This is a genomic window from Pseudomonas sp. 910_23 (assembly GCF_052850795.1).
Window position 1 is genome coordinate 52,178 of record NZ_VXCZ01000028.1, and the last position, 19,470, is coordinate 71,647.

Sequence of the window (19,470 nt, forward strand, 5' to 3'; positions counted from 1 at the left end):
GGCGGCCTCAGCGGTTGGCGTCGGAATGGGTCATGGCGGTGTAGAACAGCCAGGACACCAACAGGATGATCAGGAAGTACACCAGCGAAAACGCCGCTGCCGGGCCCAGGTCGAATTGGCCTACGGCCATCTGGGTGAGCGTCTGACTCAAGAAGGTGGTGGCGTTCCCCGGCCCGCCCCCCGTGAGTACGAAAGGCTCGGTGTAGATCATGAAACTGTCCATGAAGCGCAGCATCACCGCGATCAACAGCACGCTTTTCATCTTCGGCAACTGGATATGTCGGAACACTGCCCAGGCCGATGCACGATCAATCCGCGCGGCCTGGTAGTAGACGTCCGGAATGGCCCTTAAACCCGAGTAGCACAACAGCGCCACCAACGAGGTCCAGTGCCACACATCCATCACCAGCACGGTGACCCAGGCGTCCATGGTGTTGGCCGCATAGTTGTAGCTGATGCCCATGGCGTTGAGGGTCGAACCCAGCAGGCCGATGTCGGCACGGCCAAAGATCTGCCAGATGGTGCCGACCACGTTCCACGGAATCAACAGCGGAATGGCGAGAATGATCAGCACCAGCGATGACCAGCGACCCTTGGTCGGCATGGTCAAGGCGATGGCGATGCCCAGCGGGATTTCAATCAGCAGCACACAGGCCGAGTAGATGAACTGGCGCAGCAACGAGTCGTGCAGGCGCGGGTCGAGCAGCACCTGCTTGTACCAGTCGGCGCCGACGAAATAGCGGCTGGACTGGTCGAAAATATCCTGCACCGAGTAATTGACCACTGTCATCATCGGGATCACCGCACTGAACGCCACCAGCAGGAACACCGGCAACACCAGCCACCAGGCCTTGTTGTTCTGCACCTTGTTCATGGCGCCACCTCCAGCAGGTAATCGTCGGCGTAAAGCATCAGCCATTGCGCGGGGAAGCTGATGGACGCCCTGCCCTCCGGCACCGGTTTGTCTTCGGCCAGGCGCACTTTGAGCGTGGCGCCGTCGAGGTTGAGGGTCATGATCTTGTAGGTGCCCAAGTCCTCCAAATGCGTGACGTCGGCTTGCAGGGCGTCAGGATTGTGGTCATCCCATACATGGATAAATTCCGGGCGGATGCCAACCTGGAGTTTTTGGTAGTCGGTGCTGCTGATACGTTGCTGCAGGGCCTCGGACAGCGGCAGCAGCGTGTCGGCAAAGCCAACGCCGCCGGGCTTGGCCTGCACCTCAATCAGATTCATCCCTGGGCTGCCGATGAAATAGCCGACAAAGGTATGGCTCGGGCGCTCGAACAATTCACGCGGGGTGCCAAACTGCACAATCTGCCCGCCGTACATCACCGCGATCTTGTCGGCGAAGGTGGAGGCTTCCAGTTGGTCGTGGGTGACGTAGACCATGGTGATATTGAACTGCTCATGGATCTGCTTGAGCTTGCGCCGCAGTTTCCATTTCAGGTGCGGGTCGATCACCGTCAGCGGCTCGTCGAACAGGATCGCCGACACGTCATCGCGCACCAGGCCACGGCCCATGGAGACTTTCTGTTTTTCGTCGGCGGTGAGGTTGCGGGCTTTTTTGCTCAGCAGGGTTTGCAGGTCCAGAACTTCGGCGATTTCCTGCACCTTGCTGTGGATTTTCGCTTCGGCCATGCCCTGGTTTCGCAGCGGGAAGGCCAGGTTGTCGAACACCGTCATGGTGTCGTACACCACCGGGAACTGGAACACCTGGGCGATATTGCGTTTCTCCGGCGTGAGGTCGTTGACCACCTGGGTATCGAACAGCACCTGGCCCTCAGAGGGGCTGAGCAGGCCGGAGATGATATTGAGCAGCGTGGATTTGCCGCAGCCCGACGGCCCGAGCAGCGCGTAGGCACCGCCCTGCTCCCACACATGGTTCATTTCCCGAATGGCGTAGTCCTCAGGCCCTTTTGGCGTGGGGCTATAGCTATGGGCAAGGTTACGCAAATGGATCTCGGCCATCAGGCAACCCTCGCGACACGGCGCCCGGGGGCCTGGACCAAACGGCCCTGTCCATCGAACACAAACAGTTTATGGGTGGGGATATACACGCGGATCGGCGCGTCCACATCGTACTCATGCACCCCCGGCAAGTGCAGCACCAGCAGGAAGTGCTCGCTGCGCACATGCAGGAAGGTTTCCGAGCCGCTGATCTCGGCGACTTCCACGGTCACCGCCAGCTCCAGGTCATCGTCATTGCTCGGTACCAGGCTGATATGGCTGGGACGCACGCCGAAACGGAACTCGCCCTCGCCGATGGGGCGCAGGTCGACGTTGAGTGGGAAATGCACGAAATTGGCGAAGCTCACTTCGTTGCCGCTGATGCGCCCTGGCATCAGGTTGATCGGCGGTTCGGAGAACAGCTCAGCGGCCAGAACGGTTTGCGGCTGGTGATAGACCTCGGCGGCCTTGCCGCTCTGGATCACCCGGCCTTCGTGAAGAATGGTGGTGGTGCCACCCAGGGCCAGGGCCTCGTTGGGTTCGGTGGTAGCGTAAATGGCGATGGTGTGGCGCGCTTTGAACAGTTCGCGCATTTCCTGACGCAGCTCTTCGCGCAGTTTGTAGTCCAGGTTCACCAGGGGCTCATCGAACAGAATCAGTTCGGCGTCTTTGACCAGGGCGCGGGCCATGGCGGTGCGCTGCTGCTGGCCACCGGACAGTTCCAGCGGGTGGCGTTGCAGGAACTTCTCGATGCGCAGCATCCTGGCGGTTTCCTGCACCTTGCTCTGGATCAGCTCGTTGGACACACCGGCCTGGCGCAACGGCGAGGCGATGTTCTCGAATACGGTCATGGTGGGATAGTTGATGAACTGCTGGTAGACCATCGACACATTGCGCAGGCGTACCGGCTTTTGCGTAACGTCTACACCGTTCATCAGGATGCGGCCGCTGTCGGGCTTGTCCAGACCGGCCATCAGGCGCATCAGACTGGTTTTGCCCGACAGGGTGCGACCGAGCAAGACGTTGAAAGAGCCGGCTTCAAAACGCAGGTTGGCGTCGTCGATCCAGGTTTGGCCGTCGACAACGCGGGAGACATGTTCCAGGGTCAATGACATGACACGACCTTTTTATTATTGGAATGAATCTGGCCAGGTGTCAGAGCGAGTTTCGTGCCAAAACTGCAAGCGCTTGATGCGTAAGGGAATGGGTTAATGGTGATGTTCAGGAGTGAACAAAGTGGCTGAACAACTGAACACTTTCGGGGTTGACAATGAACAGTTCTGAACAACACTCTCATGACCAACACAAGATAAAAATGTGGGAGGGGGCTTGCTCCCGATAGCGGTGTATCAGTCAGCATCTTTTCACTGACATACCGCTATCGGGAGCAAGTCGAATCGTCGCACCGCCCCTCCCACACTTGAACCCATTTCAATGGTTGAATGTGCACATCCAATAACAATAAAAATGAAGGTCGCACCATGGCCGAACCACTGGCACACGACACCCTTATCCAGGAATCCTGGCGCCGTTGCCGCGCCTTCGGCCTGGACCACCAGAGCACGCCAAGCTTTGACCAACTGCCCGCCGAAGGCATCAGTCAACTCCTGGAAAGCCAGCATTCACTGGTGCAGACCACGCACCAGGAAGTACTGCCCTACTATGAAAACATCCTCAGCAACTCCAACTGCCTGATCATGCTGGCTGACAATCAGGGCCAGGTCCTGACGTCGTGGGGCACCCAGCGGTTTATCGAACCCAAGCTGGCCCGTGGCTTCAGCCCCGGCGCCAGCTGGGTGGAACGTGCCAGCGGCACCAATGCCATCGGCACCGCGCTGGCCTGCGCCCAGGCCGTGCATATCGAGCACGATGAACACTTCCTCAAGGCCAACCGTTTCATGACCGGTTCCGCGGCGCCTATTTTCGACGCCCAGCGCGAAATCATCGCGGTGCTGGATGTGTCCAGCGACAGCTACCTGCCGCCCTCCCATACCCTGGGCATGGTCAAGATGATGAGTCAGACCGTGGAAAACCGGCTGATCCTCAACCTGTTCCGTGGCGAACATTTCCAACTGACCTTCAACACCGGCTTGAGCAACCTCGACAGCCAGTGGGCCGGCCTGCTGATCTTTGATGAAAGCGGCCAGGTACTATCAGCCAATCGGCGTGCGGATAACCTGCTGGGCATCAGCCTGTCGCGGGTGATGATCGACAGTCTGTTCAAGGTGTCGCTGCTGGAGTTGCTCAACCAGCCCGAAGGGTTGCCGTTTGCGTTGCAGGCGGCTGGGCGCAACCGCTTCCAGTGCCTGTTGAAGCGACCCAGGCAGATGCCAGTGCAGGCCAGGGTGTTCAGCCAACCGCCGCCAGCGCCGACCTCGATCAACCTCAAGACCCTGCACTTTGGCGATGTGCGCATGGAGAAAGCCGTGCGCCAGGCCGAGCGCCTGCTGGAAAAGGACATTCCGTTGCTGATCCACGGCGAGACTGGGGTGGGCAAAGAGGTGTTCGTCAAAGCCCTGCATCAGGCCAGCTCGCGCAGCCGACAGGCATTGATCGCTGTGAACTGTGCGGCGATTCCCGCTGAGCTGGTGGAATCGGAACTGTTCGGCTACGAAAAAGGCGCCTTCACCGGCGCCAATCAGAAAGGCAGCATTGGCCTGATTCGCAAGGCGGACAAGGGCACGCTGTTTCTCGACGAGATCGGTGATATGCCCTTGCCGACCCAGGCCCGCCTGTTGCGGGTGTTGCAGGAGCGCTGTGTGCAACCGGTGGGCAGCAGTGAGGTGTTCCCGGTGGATTTGCGCATCATCTCGGCGACCAACCGTGCACTGCGCGAGCTGGTGCAGGCTGGGCGCTTTCGCGAGGATTTGTACTACCGCATCGGCGGCCTGACCCTGGAGTTGCCGCCATTGCGCGAGCGCACCGACAAGCAAGCGTTATTCCAGCAACTGTGGCAGCAACATCGCGAGCCGAACCAGTGGGCCGGGCTGAGTGCCGAGGTGCTGGGCTTATTCGAGCAACATCCGTGGCCGGGCAATTTGCGTCAGGTGAGCAGCGTGTTGCAGGTGGCGCTGGCGATGGCCGAGGAGCAGCCGATCCGCGCAGAACATCTGCCCGATGATTTTTTTACCGATTTGAAGCAAACGGCGCCGCTGCCCACCTGCGAGCGCCTGGATGAAAACCTTGACCTCAACCAACGCCTGCAAGCCGTGGGCGGGAATATTTCCCACCTTGCGCGGGAGTTGGGAGTGAGCCGCAACACCCTGTACAAGCGCCTGCGCCAGCACGAAGGTTGATTTAACGCCAGCTCCACGACACGCCGGTGTAGATACCCCGCCCATCGGCAGGGGTAGAACGTGCTGCGTCCACGCCTTCGTCGTCGTACCCCGGCGTAACGGTATTGGCATAGCGACGGTTGGTCAGGTTGCGCAGATCGACCCAGGCTTGCAAGTCTTGCTTGGGCGCGTCATAGCCGAACGTGGCGCCGAGGGTGGTGTAGGCCGCGGCGTAGTAGGAGTTGGCGTAGTCCACCGCTACCCGCGAGGCATGTTCGGTGTTGAGGCTGGTGTAGAAACCCGTCGGGTGGCTGTAGCGCACCTGCGCCTGATAGTAATGCTTGGGGATGCCGGGCAAGGTGTTGTCGCCGAAACGGTCATCGTCACGGTAGTGGAAGTCGCTGAAGGTATAGGCCTGGCGCAGGTCGAGCTTGCCGTTGCGGCCGCCTTCCCATAGCGGGCTGAGCAGGCTCAGTTCCACGCCCTGGTGCACGGTGGGGCTGGCGTTGGACTCGGCGATGATCGCGCTGCTGTTGGCAGTCTGGGCCTGGGTTTCCACGGAAAGCAGTTCGTGGCGTACTTCAGAGCGGTAGAGGGCCAGGTCCCACTGACCGAGCCACGCTTCGCCGCGCCCGCCGATTTCCAGGGTGGTGGCGGTCTGATTGCGTAACTTCACACCTTCGCGCTGTAGCCCCGTGGCCGCGCCGTTGCCCGGACCGAAGTATTTGTTGGAACCCCAGATCATCGACCAGGCATGCGGTGGCTCTACCGAGCGGCTCAGGTTGGCGTATACCTGCAATTGCGGGGTGAAGTCATAACGCAGGCCGATACGCGGTGCGTAGTCCCAGTCATGTTGACTGAGCGACGCCTGGCCATCGGGGTAAGTCACCTGGGTTTCGCGGCGGGTGTAGATCGCGGCAAGGCCGGTGGTGAGCCACAGATCCTCCACCAGTTCCAGCTCGTTGCCTACATGCAGCACGGTGTCGGAGCCCAGGTAGCTGTAATCGCGGGTTTTGGTGCCGGGCGCGTAGATTGCGGTGTTGCCTGCGGGGATGCGTACATATTCCGACGCGCCATTATTGGGCATCGCCTGGGTGGTACGCAGGCCGACGGTGGTTTTGCTGGCGTGGCCGAACAGGCTGTCCTGACGGATGTAGTTCAGGGTGCCGCTGATATCGGTGTAGGCGACCTTGAGGCGGTTGGTGCCCTCGCGCAGATCCATCGGGTAGTCGTGATAGGCCAGCCCGACTTCCACTCGGGCGTTGTCGTCCAGTTGCAAGGTGGTCTTGTTGGCGATCCAGGTAGAGCCCGGTTGCAGGCGTTTTGAATCGCGGGCGGCGTTGAGGCTGTTGGCGGCACGCGGGTCATGACTGATCTGGTAGCGCGTGAGCTTGCCGGGGGAATCGTTGGTGGTTTCGCGGTAGCGCAGGTAGAAACGCGTCTCCAGGTCCGGGTTGAAGCGGTAGCCAAAGTTGGCGGCAATGCCCTTGCCGGTGCCGGCGCTCTGGTGCTGGTAGCCGTCGGACTCTGAATCGGTGAGGCTGATGTAGTAATCGGCATCCCCCAGCACCTGGCCGGAACTGACCTCCCGCTGGGCATAGCCGCGGCTACCGACTTCATAACGCACTTGCAGCTTGGGCGCGTCGTAGCCGGTGTGGGTCACGTAATTGACCGAACCACCCAGGGCCAACGCGCCCTGATCGAAGCCATTGGCGCCCCGCAGCACTTCCACGCGGCTTTGCCACAACGGGTCCTTGAGTTCATAAGGTGTACCGCCCGGGCCCGTGAGCGGCAGACCGTCGAACATTTCATACAGGCCGGAAGCATGGGCGCCCGGGCTGCGGTTCAGGCCCGAACCGCGAATGGACAGCTTCACGCCTTCGTTATTCGCCGCCTTGGCGTACACCCCGGCCTGGTACTTGAACACATCTTCGTTACTGCTCACCCGCCCCTGTTGCACGCTGCTCATATCGATGTAATTGCTGCCGCCGGGCACGCGCTGTAGCTGTGCCTGGGCAATTTCGCCGGCACTGGCTTCAGTGGTGGTGACTTCGACTGGCGCCAGTTGCAGGCCTTCGGCCTGTACCAGCGAGCTGAGAGTCAGGGCGGCAAAAAGAAAGGGCGGTTGGCGCAGCAGCATTGGGGCGGGTCCTTGGGATTACAGAACGTGGCAGGCCAGGCCCACCACGCGAACAGTGATGGGAAGGCAGGCACGCCCGTCAGGTCACGCCTTATTGACGAACCATGGCGCTGGCAAACAGTACCAGACAGGTTTCAGCCGTCCGGCTTAGCCAATTCCCGCATCAGATCATCCGCATCGGAACCCGGCGCAAAGCGGAAACCGTACATTTCATCGGTAGCCAGAATCTCGTCCAGGGCATCAAGCAACTGGGCTTGCGAGGGTGAGTTGCGCAGCAGCGTGTGCGCCGGCAACAGCAACTCGGCAGAGACGCCCTGAGCAGTCGCGGCGTCGATGACCGCGAACAGGATAAACCGCAAACGTATTTCGCGATCCGTGGGCCAAACCGTTTTTCGTTTACCCAAGGGAGGGCCTCGTGTTTAAGAAAAATCCGAGGCTATTGCTCGCAGGCAAGCGTTTCAAGCAGCGAGAGGCAAGATAGGCACCTTCCTACAGCAAAAAGGGAAACACCCCACTGATTGTTCGATGGATGCGCCTCACTGCACCGGCAGGAAGTTCATCAGCAATAAACTTTGCGCGTAATTGAGGCCAATGCGTCGGTAACGCTCATCGAGGATTTGGGTAAGCAGGTCCAGGCGCGCAACGATCTTGCCAAACTCAACGGCAAAACTGAGGTTACTGCCCTCCTCCGATATTTCATTGGAGAACAACAGCAACACACCGTTGGCATCCTGGCGCTGGCTGAGCAGCCAGGTGGCCTTTTCGATATTGCGCGCCGCATTGCTGACAAACTGCGGGTTGATCGAGTCGGTCACATAAAACTGCGTACGCCCGCCGTGGGCGGTCACGAGCATACTGCCAATCGCGTAGATAAACGCGCCGACACGGTCACCACGAAAGTCGGGACTCAGGGAATAACTCAGGGCGGCCAGATCACGCCGGTCTCCCAGTGCGGGCAAGGGTTGACGGTTTTCGATGGCTTGGCGAATGACCCGGGCGGCGCTCACCGCATCCGGATAGCCCGACTGACGCCACTGGCTGGGGTTGCGCAGGTAAAGCTTGCTCATCAGCAGGTAGAGGCTTTGCAGGTTGTCGCGCATCCCCAGGGTGGCCATGCGATCGACACTGGTCTGGAAGAACTCATCGGGCTTGCCATCGCTGAATTGCCTGGCGATATCGCGGCCTTGTTGCTGGCTGCAACCCACTGCGCAGAGCGCGAGCAGCGCAGCCAGCAACAGCGGCCATAGAGAGGTAAAAACAGTTGACGTTCGATCCATCGGCACCGGGTCTGATTCTGTGGGCCACGTGCGGGAGTCGAGTGGCCGGGACAGGGGTAGATCAGCAAAATGGAAAAAAGTGCAGCGGTGCGGGTCAGATAAGCATGGGACTACAGGCGCTGATCTGACCCGGCACTTGATGGCCGGATGCGCTAAAGCACTATCGTGGCAAGCATCCCCAAGGCGCCCAGGCAAAACCCGACCAACGCGCCGCGCCCAGGCGCTTCATGAAACAGCGACCAAACCACCACAGGCTCAAGCAGCAACAAGGACGTGACCGAGACCACGGTGACAATCCAGATATCACCCACCGCCTTGTACCCCAGCCAATAAGCGCCCAGCAGGCAAAGCCCGGCAAAACACATCACCACGACGGGCAGCACAAACGTCGCCCAGGAGCCGCTGCCGGTGTGGGCCAGCCTGGCGGTTACCACCTCGCTGTAGATTGCACAAAACTCCCCGATCACCATCAACCCTAGAGCAAAAACTCCGAGTAGTTCTTTGGACATATCAAAAACTCCTTCGTATTCAGCGCAGTGTTTTTCAGCTCCCAGCCAGCGACGCTGACATCTAGGGAGGCGTTGGCTTGATACGAAATGCTTTTGAAAAGACCTGAATTATCGAAGTACTTGTCCACGCTCATATCCTTCAAAGGGGGTCGAGGCTCAGCGCCTCTTTGGTGAGTGCGAGCTGATCATAGAGGGACCGTGCCGCCATTCACAATGATCGAATGCCGATATTGAACGGTAAAAGCAGAGCCCCTCCCGGTTAGTGAGAGAAAAATTAAATAAGGATTTTCGCTGGAAAAATAAGAAAGGTCTTACATCTTTAGCGCTGATTTCATGCAATTAATCCCATATATTCAAGGAGCTAACCAGAAAGGATACCCATTGCTAGTTGTCACCAGAACACCCAATAAACGCCTATACATCGGCGACGAAATCCAAATCAAAGTGATCAAGGCTGAAGGCGACACTGTGTGTCTAGGAATCATTGCACCGAAACACATCTTGATTATTCGATCAGAACAAGACGAAAGAGCCTTGGATGACGCGCCTATACCTTCCGATGCACTGGAATAGGCAAGGTGCCCATGAGCATGATCGTAGTCATGGGCTGGTAATTGATGGCGAGTGCTGCCATGAGATTTTCTCTGGAAAAAAAGCCCGCCGAAACGAGCCTTGAGTAAATGGCGGATCGTTTAAAGACAGCTTTGCAGTGCCGCCAGTCTTTTGTTGGCGATCCAGTTGCCAACCACCACATAATATTTGGCCTCCGAGCCGGCCCCTTGAGGCTGAATATCGACGAAATATTGGGAGCCTTCTGTAAAGACCGTATATCCATTATCGCGTCCAGGCTGAAGCGTTGCGCCAGGAGTACCCCCGAAGATGGGCTGGTTTTGCCATTCGTAATGAACACATTTAGCCAGCGCTGCGTCGGACTTCTTCGAGGTCAAGACTTTGTATGGTCCCTCTTGGCGAGCCTCGTTCATCGTTGGCGCCATACACCCCGCTAGCATCGCCACCGCGGCGGCCACTATCAAAATCCGCATGTCATTCCCTTTTTAGTTTGGCGGGACTGTAGCACTGAGAGGGCTGGATGCAAAAAAACCAGCTCGGGACTGGACTGGCAAAGGTTTATGCCTGCGCACTCCAGACCGCCAACTCATAACCATCCGGGTCAATGAAGTGAAACCTTTTGCCTCCAGGAAAAGAGAGAATCTCCCGGCTTAATAGGCATCCAGCATGGATGGAGTACCAGTAAAGTGGGAGCGGCTCGGCGTGATCTGTGCGCCCTGGCTGCAAGACTGATTGAGCAATTGCGTTGTCGAACTGTTTGAAGCAGCGACGATCTACCGACGTAGCGGTTTACCGTCGTTCCGAGGAGAGTATGAAGCCTACGCGCTGACCGCGGTAAGCAATAGGTTGCGGAAACCGCCAGAAATGATGCGGAAACGATCAGGCTTTAGAGCTTCTGCCTATCCAAAACCCGAAAACGCAAAAGCCCCGCTTTCGCGGGGCTTTCGTGTAAATCTTGGCGGGAAACCAGGGATTCGAACCCTGGAGACGCTATTAACGTCCGCCGGTTTTCAAGACCGCTATGCAAACTCATACGGGCTGGGGCTCTGAAGGCCTGCGGAGTTCCAATACCCAAGGAAAGTGACCGGGCTACAGACGGCATTCTACAAGGGGTGCGGTTTTAGTTTTGGAACTCTTCCCCCCCCTCCCCCGGCGTCCTGTCGACCGAACACAAACCACCAATAGGCCACGAATCATGAGACAAATCCTATGGCTGCATTCGGCCAAAAGCAGCCGATCAGCGTACTGTATGGGTGCGGAAAATTTCTTTGAGGGAAAACCCTCATTGCTGGGCCTGCGTCACGCTATTAGCATTGATTTCGACAATCGGCCCATTCGTAGGAGAAAACCATGACTACCTTGCAGAGTGACGACAAGCGCCCCACACCGGATCAGGCAGAGGACAATGCCTTTTTCCCCTCTCCATACTCGCTAAGCCAATTTACCTCGCCAAAATCTGATTTGAGTGACGCGGATTACCCTAATCCTTACCAAGGTGGCCGCTGGAAGATATTGCTGATCGGCGCCGACGAGCGCTATTTACTGACCGACAACGGCACCATGTTTTCCACCGGTAATCACCCGGTCGAGACGTTGCTACCCATGTACCACCTCGACAAAGCCGGCTTCGCGTTCGACGTTGCGACCCTGTCAGGCAATCCGGTGAAGTTTGAATTCTGGGCCATGCCTTCCGAAGATACCGAGGTAAAGAATTTCTACGCCAAATACCGCGAACAGTTCAAAAAACCCTTGAAGCTTTCCGATGTGGTCGAAAAGGCACTGGGCGAGGATTCGGATTACATCGGGGTTTTCATACCCGGCGGACACGGCGCGCTGATTGGATTGCCGGAGAGTGCCGACGTGAAAGCGGCTTTGCATTGGGCAATCACCAACGACAAATTTGTGATTTCCCTATGTCACGGCCCAGCAGCAATGCTCGCGGCGGGTATTGGAGAGTCGAGGGATTCCTACATTTTCAACGGCTACAAGATCTGCGCATTTCCAGACAGTCTCGACGCAAAAACGCCCGACATCGGTTATATGCCTGGGCATTTGACCTGGAAATTTGGTGAGCAATTGAAAGCCCTGGGAGTTGAGATCGTCAACCAGGATATTTCAGGTGCAACGCTCCAAGACCGCAAGTTGCTGACCGGCGACAGCCCACTGGCAGGCAATAATCTGGGCAAGTTGGCAGCTGAAGCATTGTTGAAAGAGGTCGCATCGTAGTGAGCGACGGGCCGGCCGAAACAGCGATGCGAGCTGCTCTGGAGATAGAGACGGCGCGCACACTTGAATCAATCAAGAAAGCCGTCAGGGGTTTTGCCACACCCTACGGCTATGATCGATTCGTGTTGTTTTCTGCATCGCCGGCAAGTGAAGAAGTGGTTGAGCATATCTACTGGGTCGAAGGCGATTGGTTCGATAACGGTCGATCGGTGGATGCCGAGACTTATGTTCGACATTGTCCGGTGACTCGCCACCTTCTGAATGCTCGGCAATCCTTCTTCTGGCAGAAAGAACAGGTCAAGGGAGAAGAGCGCTACCGGGTGATTCGTTCTCCAGGTGATCCAGGGATTCAGGGGTTGCAGGTACCAGTTTTCGGCCCGCAGGGGCTTGAGGGCGCGATGAGCTTGGGGGGTGAGCCGGTGGATGGAAGCGCGCGGGTTCGCTTGGGACTAAGCCTGGTTGCGACGGCCGCTTTTTTCGCAGCTAGGGGGTTGCTTGAGGCTCCACTGGACGAAGCGTTACAAAGCCTTTCCCCGCGAGAGCGCGAAGTCATGGAATGGACGGCTGCCGGAAGACGGCAAGCGGATATTGCAGCAACTCTCGGTTTGTCGGAGCGTACGGTTGAAAATCACCTGCGCTCAGCGCGCCGACGTCTGGGCGTGACAACGACAGCACAAGCCATCAGGATGGCCATCCGTAACGGCGATATCGATGGTTAAGGACGCGGCGAGATCGAGTGGTGGAACGTTTGGACCTCCGAGTAATTTCCTCAATGGGCTGATCTGAATGTCGGCTATTGGCCGACTGCTGCCCTTCGCGGTAGGCAGCTTAGGATCCCCTACGCACGCAGGGAAGCCAGCTAAACGACCCGTCCGATGATGGATTGGACATAGCCTTCTTTAAACCCAAGCTAGCTATGCTTACCGGGCATTTAGCGGCCGATCTCGTAGCAATTTCTAAGCAAGCATCAATTTGGTAGGCCCCTGCTATGCTTAACTCTTTTCGATGAGATAGCACACATGTCAGCGGAATACTCACTTCCGGATTTGCTTGAACGAATGTACGAGAATCAGCTCGCGCTAGAGGCAGCTCTGATGGAATTGGCTCTCCAAAGCGAAAAGCAAGGCTTGGATGAGGTTGGTAATAACGTACGTGGTGCGCTATTCGTGATCGGCGAAAACGCTGGGCACATCAAGCAGGGCCTGGCGAAGCTACGAACCAATCGTCTCTGACAAAGCACACCCGACTTGTGTAGGAGTATGTGGGGGATTTGGGGGGATAAACCCGTTATTACTTGCTCAAATACCCATACATACATGTCTAGCAGGTTAAAACACGGGACGCGCCTTATAGCTTGGATGCCCTACCTACAATGTGCCTGGCGACAGCCATTGGCAACAAGATCGCCGCCATCATTAGAGTCAGGGCCACAAATGCACTCAGGGAGGCACTCGGCAACGACTGCAATAGTAGCGAATCATTGCCGCCGGGCATCAGGACCACGCCTGCCCCCATTAGCCCTCCACCAACGAGTGTACGCGCCAGCGCCCACGCAGTTGGCCGCTCGAATTTAAAGGTACCGAATCGCTGACTGGCTACCACGCTTCCTGCTAGCGTCGTCAATACCGTCATGTAGGCTACGGTGCCGGCGCTGCCTGTAACCACACTGTCGACAAGGCTCGCTAAAGTCCACCTGGGCTCGATTGCAAACAGCAGTCCTGCGGTCGCACCGATCAAGGCCATCCGCCGTCCGCTACCGGGTCGAACACCTTGGCGCCGTTCAGCTCTCCTGAACGCAGCTAGCAATCCAATGCATACCAATACTACCAGGCAGTACGCCGTGACCGACACAGATGTGGGTTCACTGAAGACAGATGGTTGGCCCACGTGCTGCCCCGCGCGCACGCGCTCGGCCAACAGGAAACCAGCGACCAAACCGACCGGCAGCACGACCAGCCGGACCTCACCGTTACCGGCTCGCGCCAACGAACCTAGAAGACATGCATCGTTAACCAACGCGCCGATACCAAAAAGCACGGCACCGATGATCAAGGTAAGTTCGACCGAGAATACAGGCGGTAACTCTAGCGCGGGCGAAGACATCCAGGACAACGGTAGAAGCAACGCCGTGGACGCCATCACAGCCAGGGCGAGCCCGCCCACGCGCCAGGCGCGACGTTTGTGCAGCAATTCGTGCGCAGCAGAAACCAGACATGTCCCGGACTGGTTGACAATGAGGCCCATCGTAAACGTAAGGACGGCTACGAGCAGCAGTGTCCAGATAGACATGATCAGCTCGGCAAGGGGGCACGCAGGGTGACAAACTCTTCCGCAGCCGTTGGGTGCACACCGATAGTTTCATCGAAATGCTGTTTGGTTGCGCCCGCCTTGAGCGCGATTGCCAGCCCCTGGATAACTTCACCCGCATCCGGCCCCACCATATGGCAACCGAGGACCTCGTTAGTGTCTGCGTCGACCACCAGTTTCATCAGAGTGAGGTCCTGGCACTTGGTCAACCTCAGTTTCATTGGCTGGAAGCGGCTTTCGAAAATCTGCACGTTGTGGCCGTTTGCCTTAGCCTGTTCTTCGCTTAAGCCGACAGTACCGATGTTGGGCAGGCTGAACACCGCCGTCGGGATCATCGCATAATTCACTGGACGATAGTGCTCGGGCTTGAACAAGCGACGAGCCAACGCAGTGCCTTCAGCCAACGCTACCGGCGTCAATTGCACTCGCCCGATCACATCGCCAATGGCAAGGATCGACGGCTCGGACGTCTGGTACAGGTCATCGACCTCGACAAAACCGAGTTTATTCAGTTTGACACCGACATTCTCCAACCCCAAGTTATCTAGCATCGGGCGCCGACCGATGGCATAAAACACACAATCGGCCGTAAGCTCGCGGCCGTCTTTCAGGGTGGCCCTGAGGCTGCCATCGGCTTGCTTGTCGATGCGCTCAATATCGGCATTAAATTGCAGGTTCAGGCCACGCTTGGTCAGTTCCTCCCGCAAATGCTTGCGCACGGAACCGTCAAAACCGCGCAGGAACAGATCACCGCGATACAACAACGTGGTCTGCGCCCCGAAGCCGTGGAAGATGCTGGCGAACTCCACCGCGATGTAACCGCCGCCCACCACCAGCACCCGTTTAGGTAGAGCATTGAGGAAAAAAGCTTCGTTGGAACCAATAGCGTGTTCGTGACCTGGAATGTCCGGGATCTGCGGCCAGCCGCCCGTCGCGATCAGAATGTGCTTGGCCGTGAAGCGCTCACCATTGATCTCCACCTCATGGGGGCTCACCAACCGCGCATGGCCCTCATGCAGGGTTACGCCGCTGTTGAGCAATAGATTGCGGTAAATGCCGTTCAGGCGATTGATCTCGCGATCTTTGTTAGCGATCAAGGTTGCCCAATCGAAGCTCGCCTCTCCCAGCGACCAGCCAAAACCATTGGCCTGCTCGAAGTCTTCGACAAAGTGCGCTCCGTAGACCAATAACTTCTTCGGTACACAACCAACGTTGACACAAGTCCCGCCCAGGTAGCGGCTTTCCGCCACGGCCACTTTGCCCCCAAAGTCTGCGGCAAAACGAGCAGCCCGCACACCGCCAGAACCAGCACCAATGACATAAAGGTCAAAATCGTAAGCCATTTCACTCTCCTCGGCAGGCCAACAGCAAACCTACTGCGCCCCTTATCAAGCACAATGCGGCCAGGCAGTTACTTACTCGTCAATTGGGTAACTGCACCGAGATCGTTTGCTAGCGTCTCTAAGTGGACCAGCTTACCTTCATTGTTGAACGTAAAAAATTCGGTGGCTTGGATAACCACTTTGCGCCCGGTAGCAGGCAAGTCACCATCTGCAGTAGGCAGCGGGCCAAGATGCGTGCCCTTTTGGGTAAAACGTATCGCAGCTTTATTACCCGATACGATTACCTCATGATCGGTGATCACACTATCGGGGAAGATTACTTTGTCCTGCTTAAGCCAGTTAACAAACTCTTTGCGCCCTTTAAAAGTCGCACCGTTAGGCCCACTGGAGGCGCCACCATTGAGTTCAACCACGATGTCGTCCGCGACTAAAGCACCGTTTTTTTCGACTTGGTTATTTGAATAGTTAATATGAAACTGGCGCACGATGCTATCTATATCAGGCCCGGTACCCGCTAATGCTGTACCAGCCGATGAGATGAGAAGGCCAGCAAAAACACTAATAATCATCGAGCGGTTAAGCGTGTTCATAACGAACTCCTAAGTCACAGGGTACTGAATATTCCCTGGTCAAATTTTGCGCAGACTTAGCTCCAGATTCATTTGCATTGCAAAAGTTGCTAATTTATTGGACAACCAATGTTCACAGTTATTATTCGGCGAAAGCAGCTTCTAGATTAAGTTTTGCGGTGCCGCCGTCCCTCTGAAAACCAGGCTGGTTCAGCTTTGCGGACCATACATAGTCGTACTTGGGCCCTACATGATCGATGTGGCATTGGGCGCACTGAGCTCGCGCTCGCGCTGGGGAGAACTGTTCATAGGGCGGTGCCTGATGTCCAAAACTAAAGTACGACCAACCACCCGGCTCATTGGGATAGCGCTTGGTGTCCTTGAGCATTAGGCTGAGGCCTGTTTGTCCGTGAGAAAAAATAACCTTGCTACCACCCAAATTGCAAACATACGCTGGCGGCCCATCACAGTTCTTCGAATCAATACTAGTAATACTAAACTCTTTGACCATCAGAGAGCCTTCCGGCCATCTCCCTGTCTTCATGAAGGTCCGATAGGTGTTTGGCTCAACATAGACGCTATGGAATTCGGGCGTCTTCGTTACGGTGCTGTCTAGGGGGGTTACAGTGATGGATTCCCACGCCGCATAGGCATGTACCCACGAGCGGTAGCCTTTAGGAAGGGCTGCCTCACCGTTTTCGTTGAAAACGAGCTTCACTGTCGGGAGAGGCAGCTCGACATCATCGGTTGGCTTCTCAATGGCCCAAGCAAGGGCACAGGTGCCCGCCAAAACCACGGCTGCCATCATCCGCCCATAGGGCATTACTCTAGCCATTCATCCTCCTAGGAACTTTGCTGGTGAGGAGATTCTCACTGCATTGCTCGCTTTCCTTCAAGGTAGAAAAAATCGAAGTGCTTAATCGTGCGCTTCGCTCCTATCATCGGTCTACTTGCTGCTGTAGTGGACTACCAACCGGTTCAGGCTGGACCGCTACACGCCCCGCATCACACTAGCTAGAGTGGATCGTCAGTTGCTGTGCCGCGTTCTTGAACAACACCAATGAACCAGACATCAACACCAGATCCTTAATCAAGAAAGAGGTGGCGCCGCCCATAGCCGGAAAACCACCTGCCGAAGCCTCCCAGCCACCGGGAGTGGTGAGAAGCAGGCTGGCGGTTGTAAGGTAGGTCAGAAAGGAGCCTGCGGCGGCAATCAGTCCAATCCTCGGCGACCATGCACCGATGGCCAAACCCAGACCGATAGCCCATTCAGCTGTTCCCAGAGCATAACTTGCGCCCTGAGTACCAAACACACCGTACATCCACGAAAGAAGAGGACTATTACTAATCAGCGGGATCAATGCTTGGGCTTCGTAGTCGAACCATTTAGTATAGCCAAACATAAGGAATATAAAGACTAGAACCCAGCGCATGAACTCGACTTCAAATGGCTGACGAAGAAAACGGGAGCTTAAAGATGAAGGCATAAGGTTTCCTTAAAAACAAAGAGAGTTACAGGCTTAGAGTTCGCTCAAAGCGATACGTTACATTTCATTTATGCTTTCCACCTATGCGGTTTTCTCGATAGAGTGCTCGACAAAACAACCGATATCTAGCAGACATGTCTTACCCAACAGCCCCCCCATTCCAAACCAAGGCAAGGCAAGGCAAGGCAAGGCAAGGCAAGGCAAGGCAATCGGCTGAAACCCAGGCTCAACCCGTCGCATACGATGCCGGCTTAGCTTGAGCGCACACCTTGACCACCCTGCGTTCTCCCGCACAAAACCAGCTAGATTCACGGTATAGTCTAAGAAGTAATTTCACCCTTTCGAGCAATGTTACTTACCGGTAAGTAACACGTCAAGCGCAAAGGGAGTCAATATCAAAAAAAGGCGTTATGTGATGGCTAAAACTTCAACGGACCAGGTGTCGCCAGCAGAAAAATTGGCGAGGTCAATTCCGCCACGAGAGAGAATTTTGCGTGCAGCAGGAGAGATGTTTCACAAATACGGAGTCCACGCTGTAGGCGTTGATGCGATTGCAGCAGCAGCGCATAGCAACAAAATGACCTTGTATCGGCACTTTTCCTCTAAGGAGATGTTGATCGCAGCCACCATTCGAGAGCAACACAAAGCAAGTGAGGCTGCATGGCTAACATTACAGAAAGCGCATCCGAATGATCCGCGGGCGGAACTCAACGGCTGGTTGGAAATGATGTATTCCTATGTGCAGTCGCCAGGAGATCTGAGCTGCAAATTTATAGACAGGGCAATAGACGCAAGGGATGCCCAACACCCCGCAAGGCTAGCGATTGAGGAAGTAAATCAGGCGCACGTTAATCATCTGATCGAAATGTGCCGTGCCGCAGGGTTCAAGAACTATGAGACGCTGGCTATCGAATTGTTCATTGTATTCAAGGGTGCAGACGAAAGCCGCCATATTGGTGCTCATCACCTGGCAACATCGCTTCCTCAAATGGTACAAACACTGATCGCCTCCCACGAGTCGTCTTCAGGACTTTAGTGGACTGCCCTCGGGACTGTAGACATCTCCATAGTACGCGTTGTACCAGCCAAAACCTTGCGAGACAAAGGCGCGATCTGTGCTGATATCTGGAGCAGCATTCGCCAGGCGCTTACCAGTCTTCCGGTGCGCTGGTGTGAAAACCCTGATTGCCACCAGGTACACGTGGGGCGCTCGGATATTTAGGACCTCATCCAATGAGATGTTCTGCTCAATATGATCCGCTGCCGGCGAAGGAAAGCCGGCCGGAACCTAGGCAGCTTCGTGCCACCCTCGGCGATAGGACCTAAAACTGAGAAACTCATGACGCAGCCTTTTACAGACACTGTACGAATGCACAGCTAATAGCGCAGATGGCTTGCGGTCAATTTGGTGTAAGAGATATCTGACAAGCGGGCGCGTCAGACCAATTCATCTGCGTATGCGGCGACCGCCTCTTCCGTCAGCTCCCGCCACTCACCCTCATCTATCAGGCCCTGCTGCTTCAAGTCGTCCGCCAGGGCCAGCCGCGATTCGTAGCGCTCCTCAGGTGTGGCCGATATGAAGGCGGGATCATTGCGGAGTGCAAACCACGCCTCCATTGCGTTCACCTGTTCAATGTTGGTCGCCATGACGAATACCTTGGGCCAGTGTCTACAGTGTAGAGATTGGCCGGGGGCCGGCTGTTCATCGGCGCCGACGAGCGGAGATGCTTATGTGCGGGAGACTTTCGCAGTACCGAGGAATCCACGAATTCGTTGCAGCACTGAGTATGCCCAATGCACTGGCGAACTCCGTGGGCGAT

20 protein-coding genes and 3 pseudogenes are annotated in these 19,470 nt (G+C 56.5%); 7 read left to right on the top strand and 16 right to left on the bottom strand.

The genetic code is table 11. The features are described 5' to 3' along the window. Positions 1-7: 7 nt before the first annotated feature. Genes FW800_RS25780 through FW800_RS25790 form a run of 3 tightly spaced genes read right to left on the bottom strand, consistent with a single transcriptional unit; the run spans position 8 to position 3,062 of the window. Complete coding sequence (locus FW800_RS25780; RefSeq protein WP_005789024.1) at positions 8-874, bottom strand: carbohydrate ABC transporter permease; 867 nt, start codon at positions 872-874, stop codon at positions 8-10. Then, positions 871-1,968 carry an ABC transporter ATP-binding protein gene (locus tag FW800_RS25785; RefSeq protein WP_446438763.1) on the bottom strand — a complete coding sequence of 366 codons (1,098 nt, stop codon included), beginning with the start codon at positions 1,966-1,968 and terminating at the stop codon, positions 871-873. Before FW800_RS25785 ends, FW800_RS25780 begins: the two co-directional genes overlap by 4 nt. Further along, entirely contained in the window at positions 1,968-3,062 is a 1,095-nt protein-coding gene (locus FW800_RS25790; RefSeq protein ID WP_446438764.1) for an ABC transporter ATP-binding protein, read from the bottom strand. Before FW800_RS25790 ends, FW800_RS25785 begins: the two co-directional genes overlap by 1 nt. A 366-nt stretch (positions 3,063-3,428) precedes the next feature. Between FW800_RS25790 and FW800_RS25795 the strand changes: the two genes are divergently transcribed. Next, the gene (locus FW800_RS25795; RefSeq protein ID WP_446438765.1) at positions 3,429-5,243 is read left to right on the top strand and encodes a sigma-54-dependent Fis family transcriptional regulator; all 1,815 of its coding nucleotides are present in this window, start codon (positions 3,429-3,431) and stop codon (positions 5,241-5,243) included. A gap of 1 nt (position 5,244) precedes the next feature. On the opposite strand, the gene FW800_RS25800 is transcribed toward FW800_RS25795, so the two are convergent. The 4 genes from FW800_RS25800 to FW800_RS25815 form a co-directional block, all read right to left on the bottom strand. Continuing rightward, entirely contained in the window at positions 5,245-7,362 is a 2,118-nt protein-coding gene (locus FW800_RS25800; protein ID WP_446438766.1) for a TonB-dependent receptor family protein, read from the bottom strand. A gap of 134 nt (positions 7,363-7,496) precedes the next feature. Then, entirely contained in the window at positions 7,497-7,766 is a 270-nt protein-coding gene (locus tag FW800_RS25805; RefSeq protein ID WP_050549417.1) for a hypothetical protein, read from the bottom strand. A 132-nt stretch (positions 7,767-7,898) separates the two neighbouring features. Next, positions 7,899-8,639, bottom strand: coding sequence for a hypothetical protein (locus tag FW800_RS25810; protein WP_005789034.1), 741 nt, complete (start codon positions 8,637-8,639; stop codon positions 7,899-7,901). Positions 8,640-8,791: 152 nt separating this feature from the next. Next, the gene (locus tag FW800_RS25815; protein ID WP_032880721.1) at positions 8,792-9,109 is read right to left on the bottom strand and encodes a hypothetical protein; all 318 of its coding nucleotides are present in this window, start codon (positions 9,107-9,109) and stop codon (positions 8,792-8,794) included. A gap of 372 nt (positions 9,110-9,481) precedes the next feature. On the opposite strand from FW800_RS25815, the gene FW800_RS25820 reads away from it, so the two are divergent. Next, positions 9,482-9,721, top strand: a complete 240-nt coding sequence (locus FW800_RS25820) for a carbon storage regulator (RefSeq protein ID WP_223019100.1) — start codon at positions 9,482-9,484, stop codon at positions 9,719-9,721. A 119-nt stretch (positions 9,722-9,840) separates the two neighbouring features. Here the strand turns inward: FW800_RS25820 and FW800_RS25825 are convergent, their stop codons facing one another. Next, positions 9,841-10,131, bottom strand: coding sequence for a hypothetical protein (locus FW800_RS25825; RefSeq protein WP_236648079.1), 291 nt, complete (start codon positions 10,129-10,131; stop codon positions 9,841-9,843). Between the two features lie 145 nt (positions 10,132-10,276). Beyond that, positions 10,277-10,384 (bottom strand): annotated as a pseudogene (locus FW800_RS25830) (VOC family protein); the annotation flags it as partial. Between the two features lie 684 nt (positions 10,385-11,068). On the opposite strand from FW800_RS25830, the gene hchA reads away from it, so the two are divergent. The 3 genes from hchA to FW800_RS25845 all read left to right on the top strand — a co-directional run bounded on the left by hchA (position 11,069) and on the right by FW800_RS25845 (position 13,176). Then, complete coding sequence (hchA, locus tag FW800_RS25835) at positions 11,069-11,944, top strand: glyoxalase III HchA (RefSeq protein WP_032880215.1); 876 nt, start codon at positions 11,069-11,071, stop codon at positions 11,942-11,944. Next, positions 11,944-12,663, top strand: coding sequence for a PA1136 family autoinducer-binding transcriptional regulator (locus tag FW800_RS25840; RefSeq protein ID WP_032880216.1), 720 nt, complete (start codon positions 11,944-11,946; stop codon positions 12,661-12,663). The genes hchA and FW800_RS25840 overlap by 1 nt, the downstream gene beginning before the upstream one ends. Before the next feature lie 300 nt (positions 12,664-12,963). Further along, positions 12,964-13,176 carry a hypothetical protein gene (locus tag FW800_RS25845; protein ID WP_446438767.1) on the top strand — a complete coding sequence of 71 codons (213 nt, stop codon included), beginning with the start codon at positions 12,964-12,966 and terminating at the stop codon, positions 13,174-13,176. A gap of 115 nt (positions 13,177-13,291) precedes the next feature. Here FW800_RS25845 and FW800_RS25850 read toward each other — a convergent pair whose 3' ends face one another. From FW800_RS25850 to FW800_RS25870, 5 genes are all read right to left on the bottom strand, one after another. Continuing rightward, positions 13,292-14,233, bottom strand: a complete 942-nt coding sequence (locus tag FW800_RS25850; RefSeq protein ID WP_446438768.1) for a YeeE/YedE thiosulfate transporter family protein — start codon at positions 14,231-14,233, stop codon at positions 13,292-13,294. A gap of 2 nt (positions 14,234-14,235) precedes the next feature. Next, positions 14,236-15,594, bottom strand: coding sequence for a glutathione-disulfide reductase (gene gorA, locus FW800_RS25855; RefSeq protein WP_446438769.1), 1,359 nt, complete (start codon positions 15,592-15,594; stop codon positions 14,236-14,238). A 68-nt stretch (positions 15,595-15,662) separates the two neighbouring features. Further along, positions 15,663-16,184, bottom strand: a complete 522-nt coding sequence (locus tag FW800_RS25860) for an ester cyclase (RefSeq protein WP_446438770.1) — start codon at positions 16,182-16,184, stop codon at positions 15,663-15,665. A 121-nt stretch (positions 16,185-16,305) separates the two neighbouring features. Next, entirely contained in the window at positions 16,306-16,998 is a 693-nt protein-coding gene (locus tag FW800_RS25865) for a cytochrome P460 family protein (protein ID WP_446438771.1), read from the bottom strand. Between the two features lie 175 nt (positions 16,999-17,173). Then, the gene (locus tag FW800_RS25870) at positions 17,174-17,650 is read right to left on the bottom strand and encodes a YkgB family protein (protein ID WP_446438772.1); all 477 of its coding nucleotides are present in this window, start codon (positions 17,648-17,650) and stop codon (positions 17,174-17,176) included. Between the two features lie 415 nt (positions 17,651-18,065). Here FW800_RS25870 and FW800_RS25875 point away from each other — a divergent pair, with 415 nt between their 5' ends. After that, entirely contained in the window at positions 18,066-18,686 is a 621-nt protein-coding gene (locus FW800_RS25875; protein WP_446438773.1) for a TetR/AcrR family transcriptional regulator, read from the top strand. Positions 18,687-18,833: 147 nt separating this feature from the next. On the opposite strand, the pseudogene FW800_RS25880 reads toward FW800_RS25875, so the two are convergent. Both FW800_RS25880 and FW800_RS25885 read right to left on the bottom strand, forming a co-directional pair. Then, positions 18,834-18,991 (bottom strand): annotated as a pseudogene (locus tag FW800_RS25880) (peptidase S24); the annotation flags it as partial. A 96-nt stretch (positions 18,992-19,087) separates the two neighbouring features. Next, the gene (locus FW800_RS25885; protein WP_194438138.1) at positions 19,088-19,297 is read right to left on the bottom strand and encodes a hypothetical protein; all 210 of its coding nucleotides are present in this window, start codon (positions 19,295-19,297) and stop codon (positions 19,088-19,090) included. Positions 19,298-19,380: 83 nt separating this feature from the next. On the opposite strand from FW800_RS25885, the pseudogene FW800_RS25890 reads away from it, so the two are divergent. Further along, positions 19,381-19,470, top strand: a pseudogene (locus FW800_RS25890) (DUF159 family protein); the annotation flags it as partial.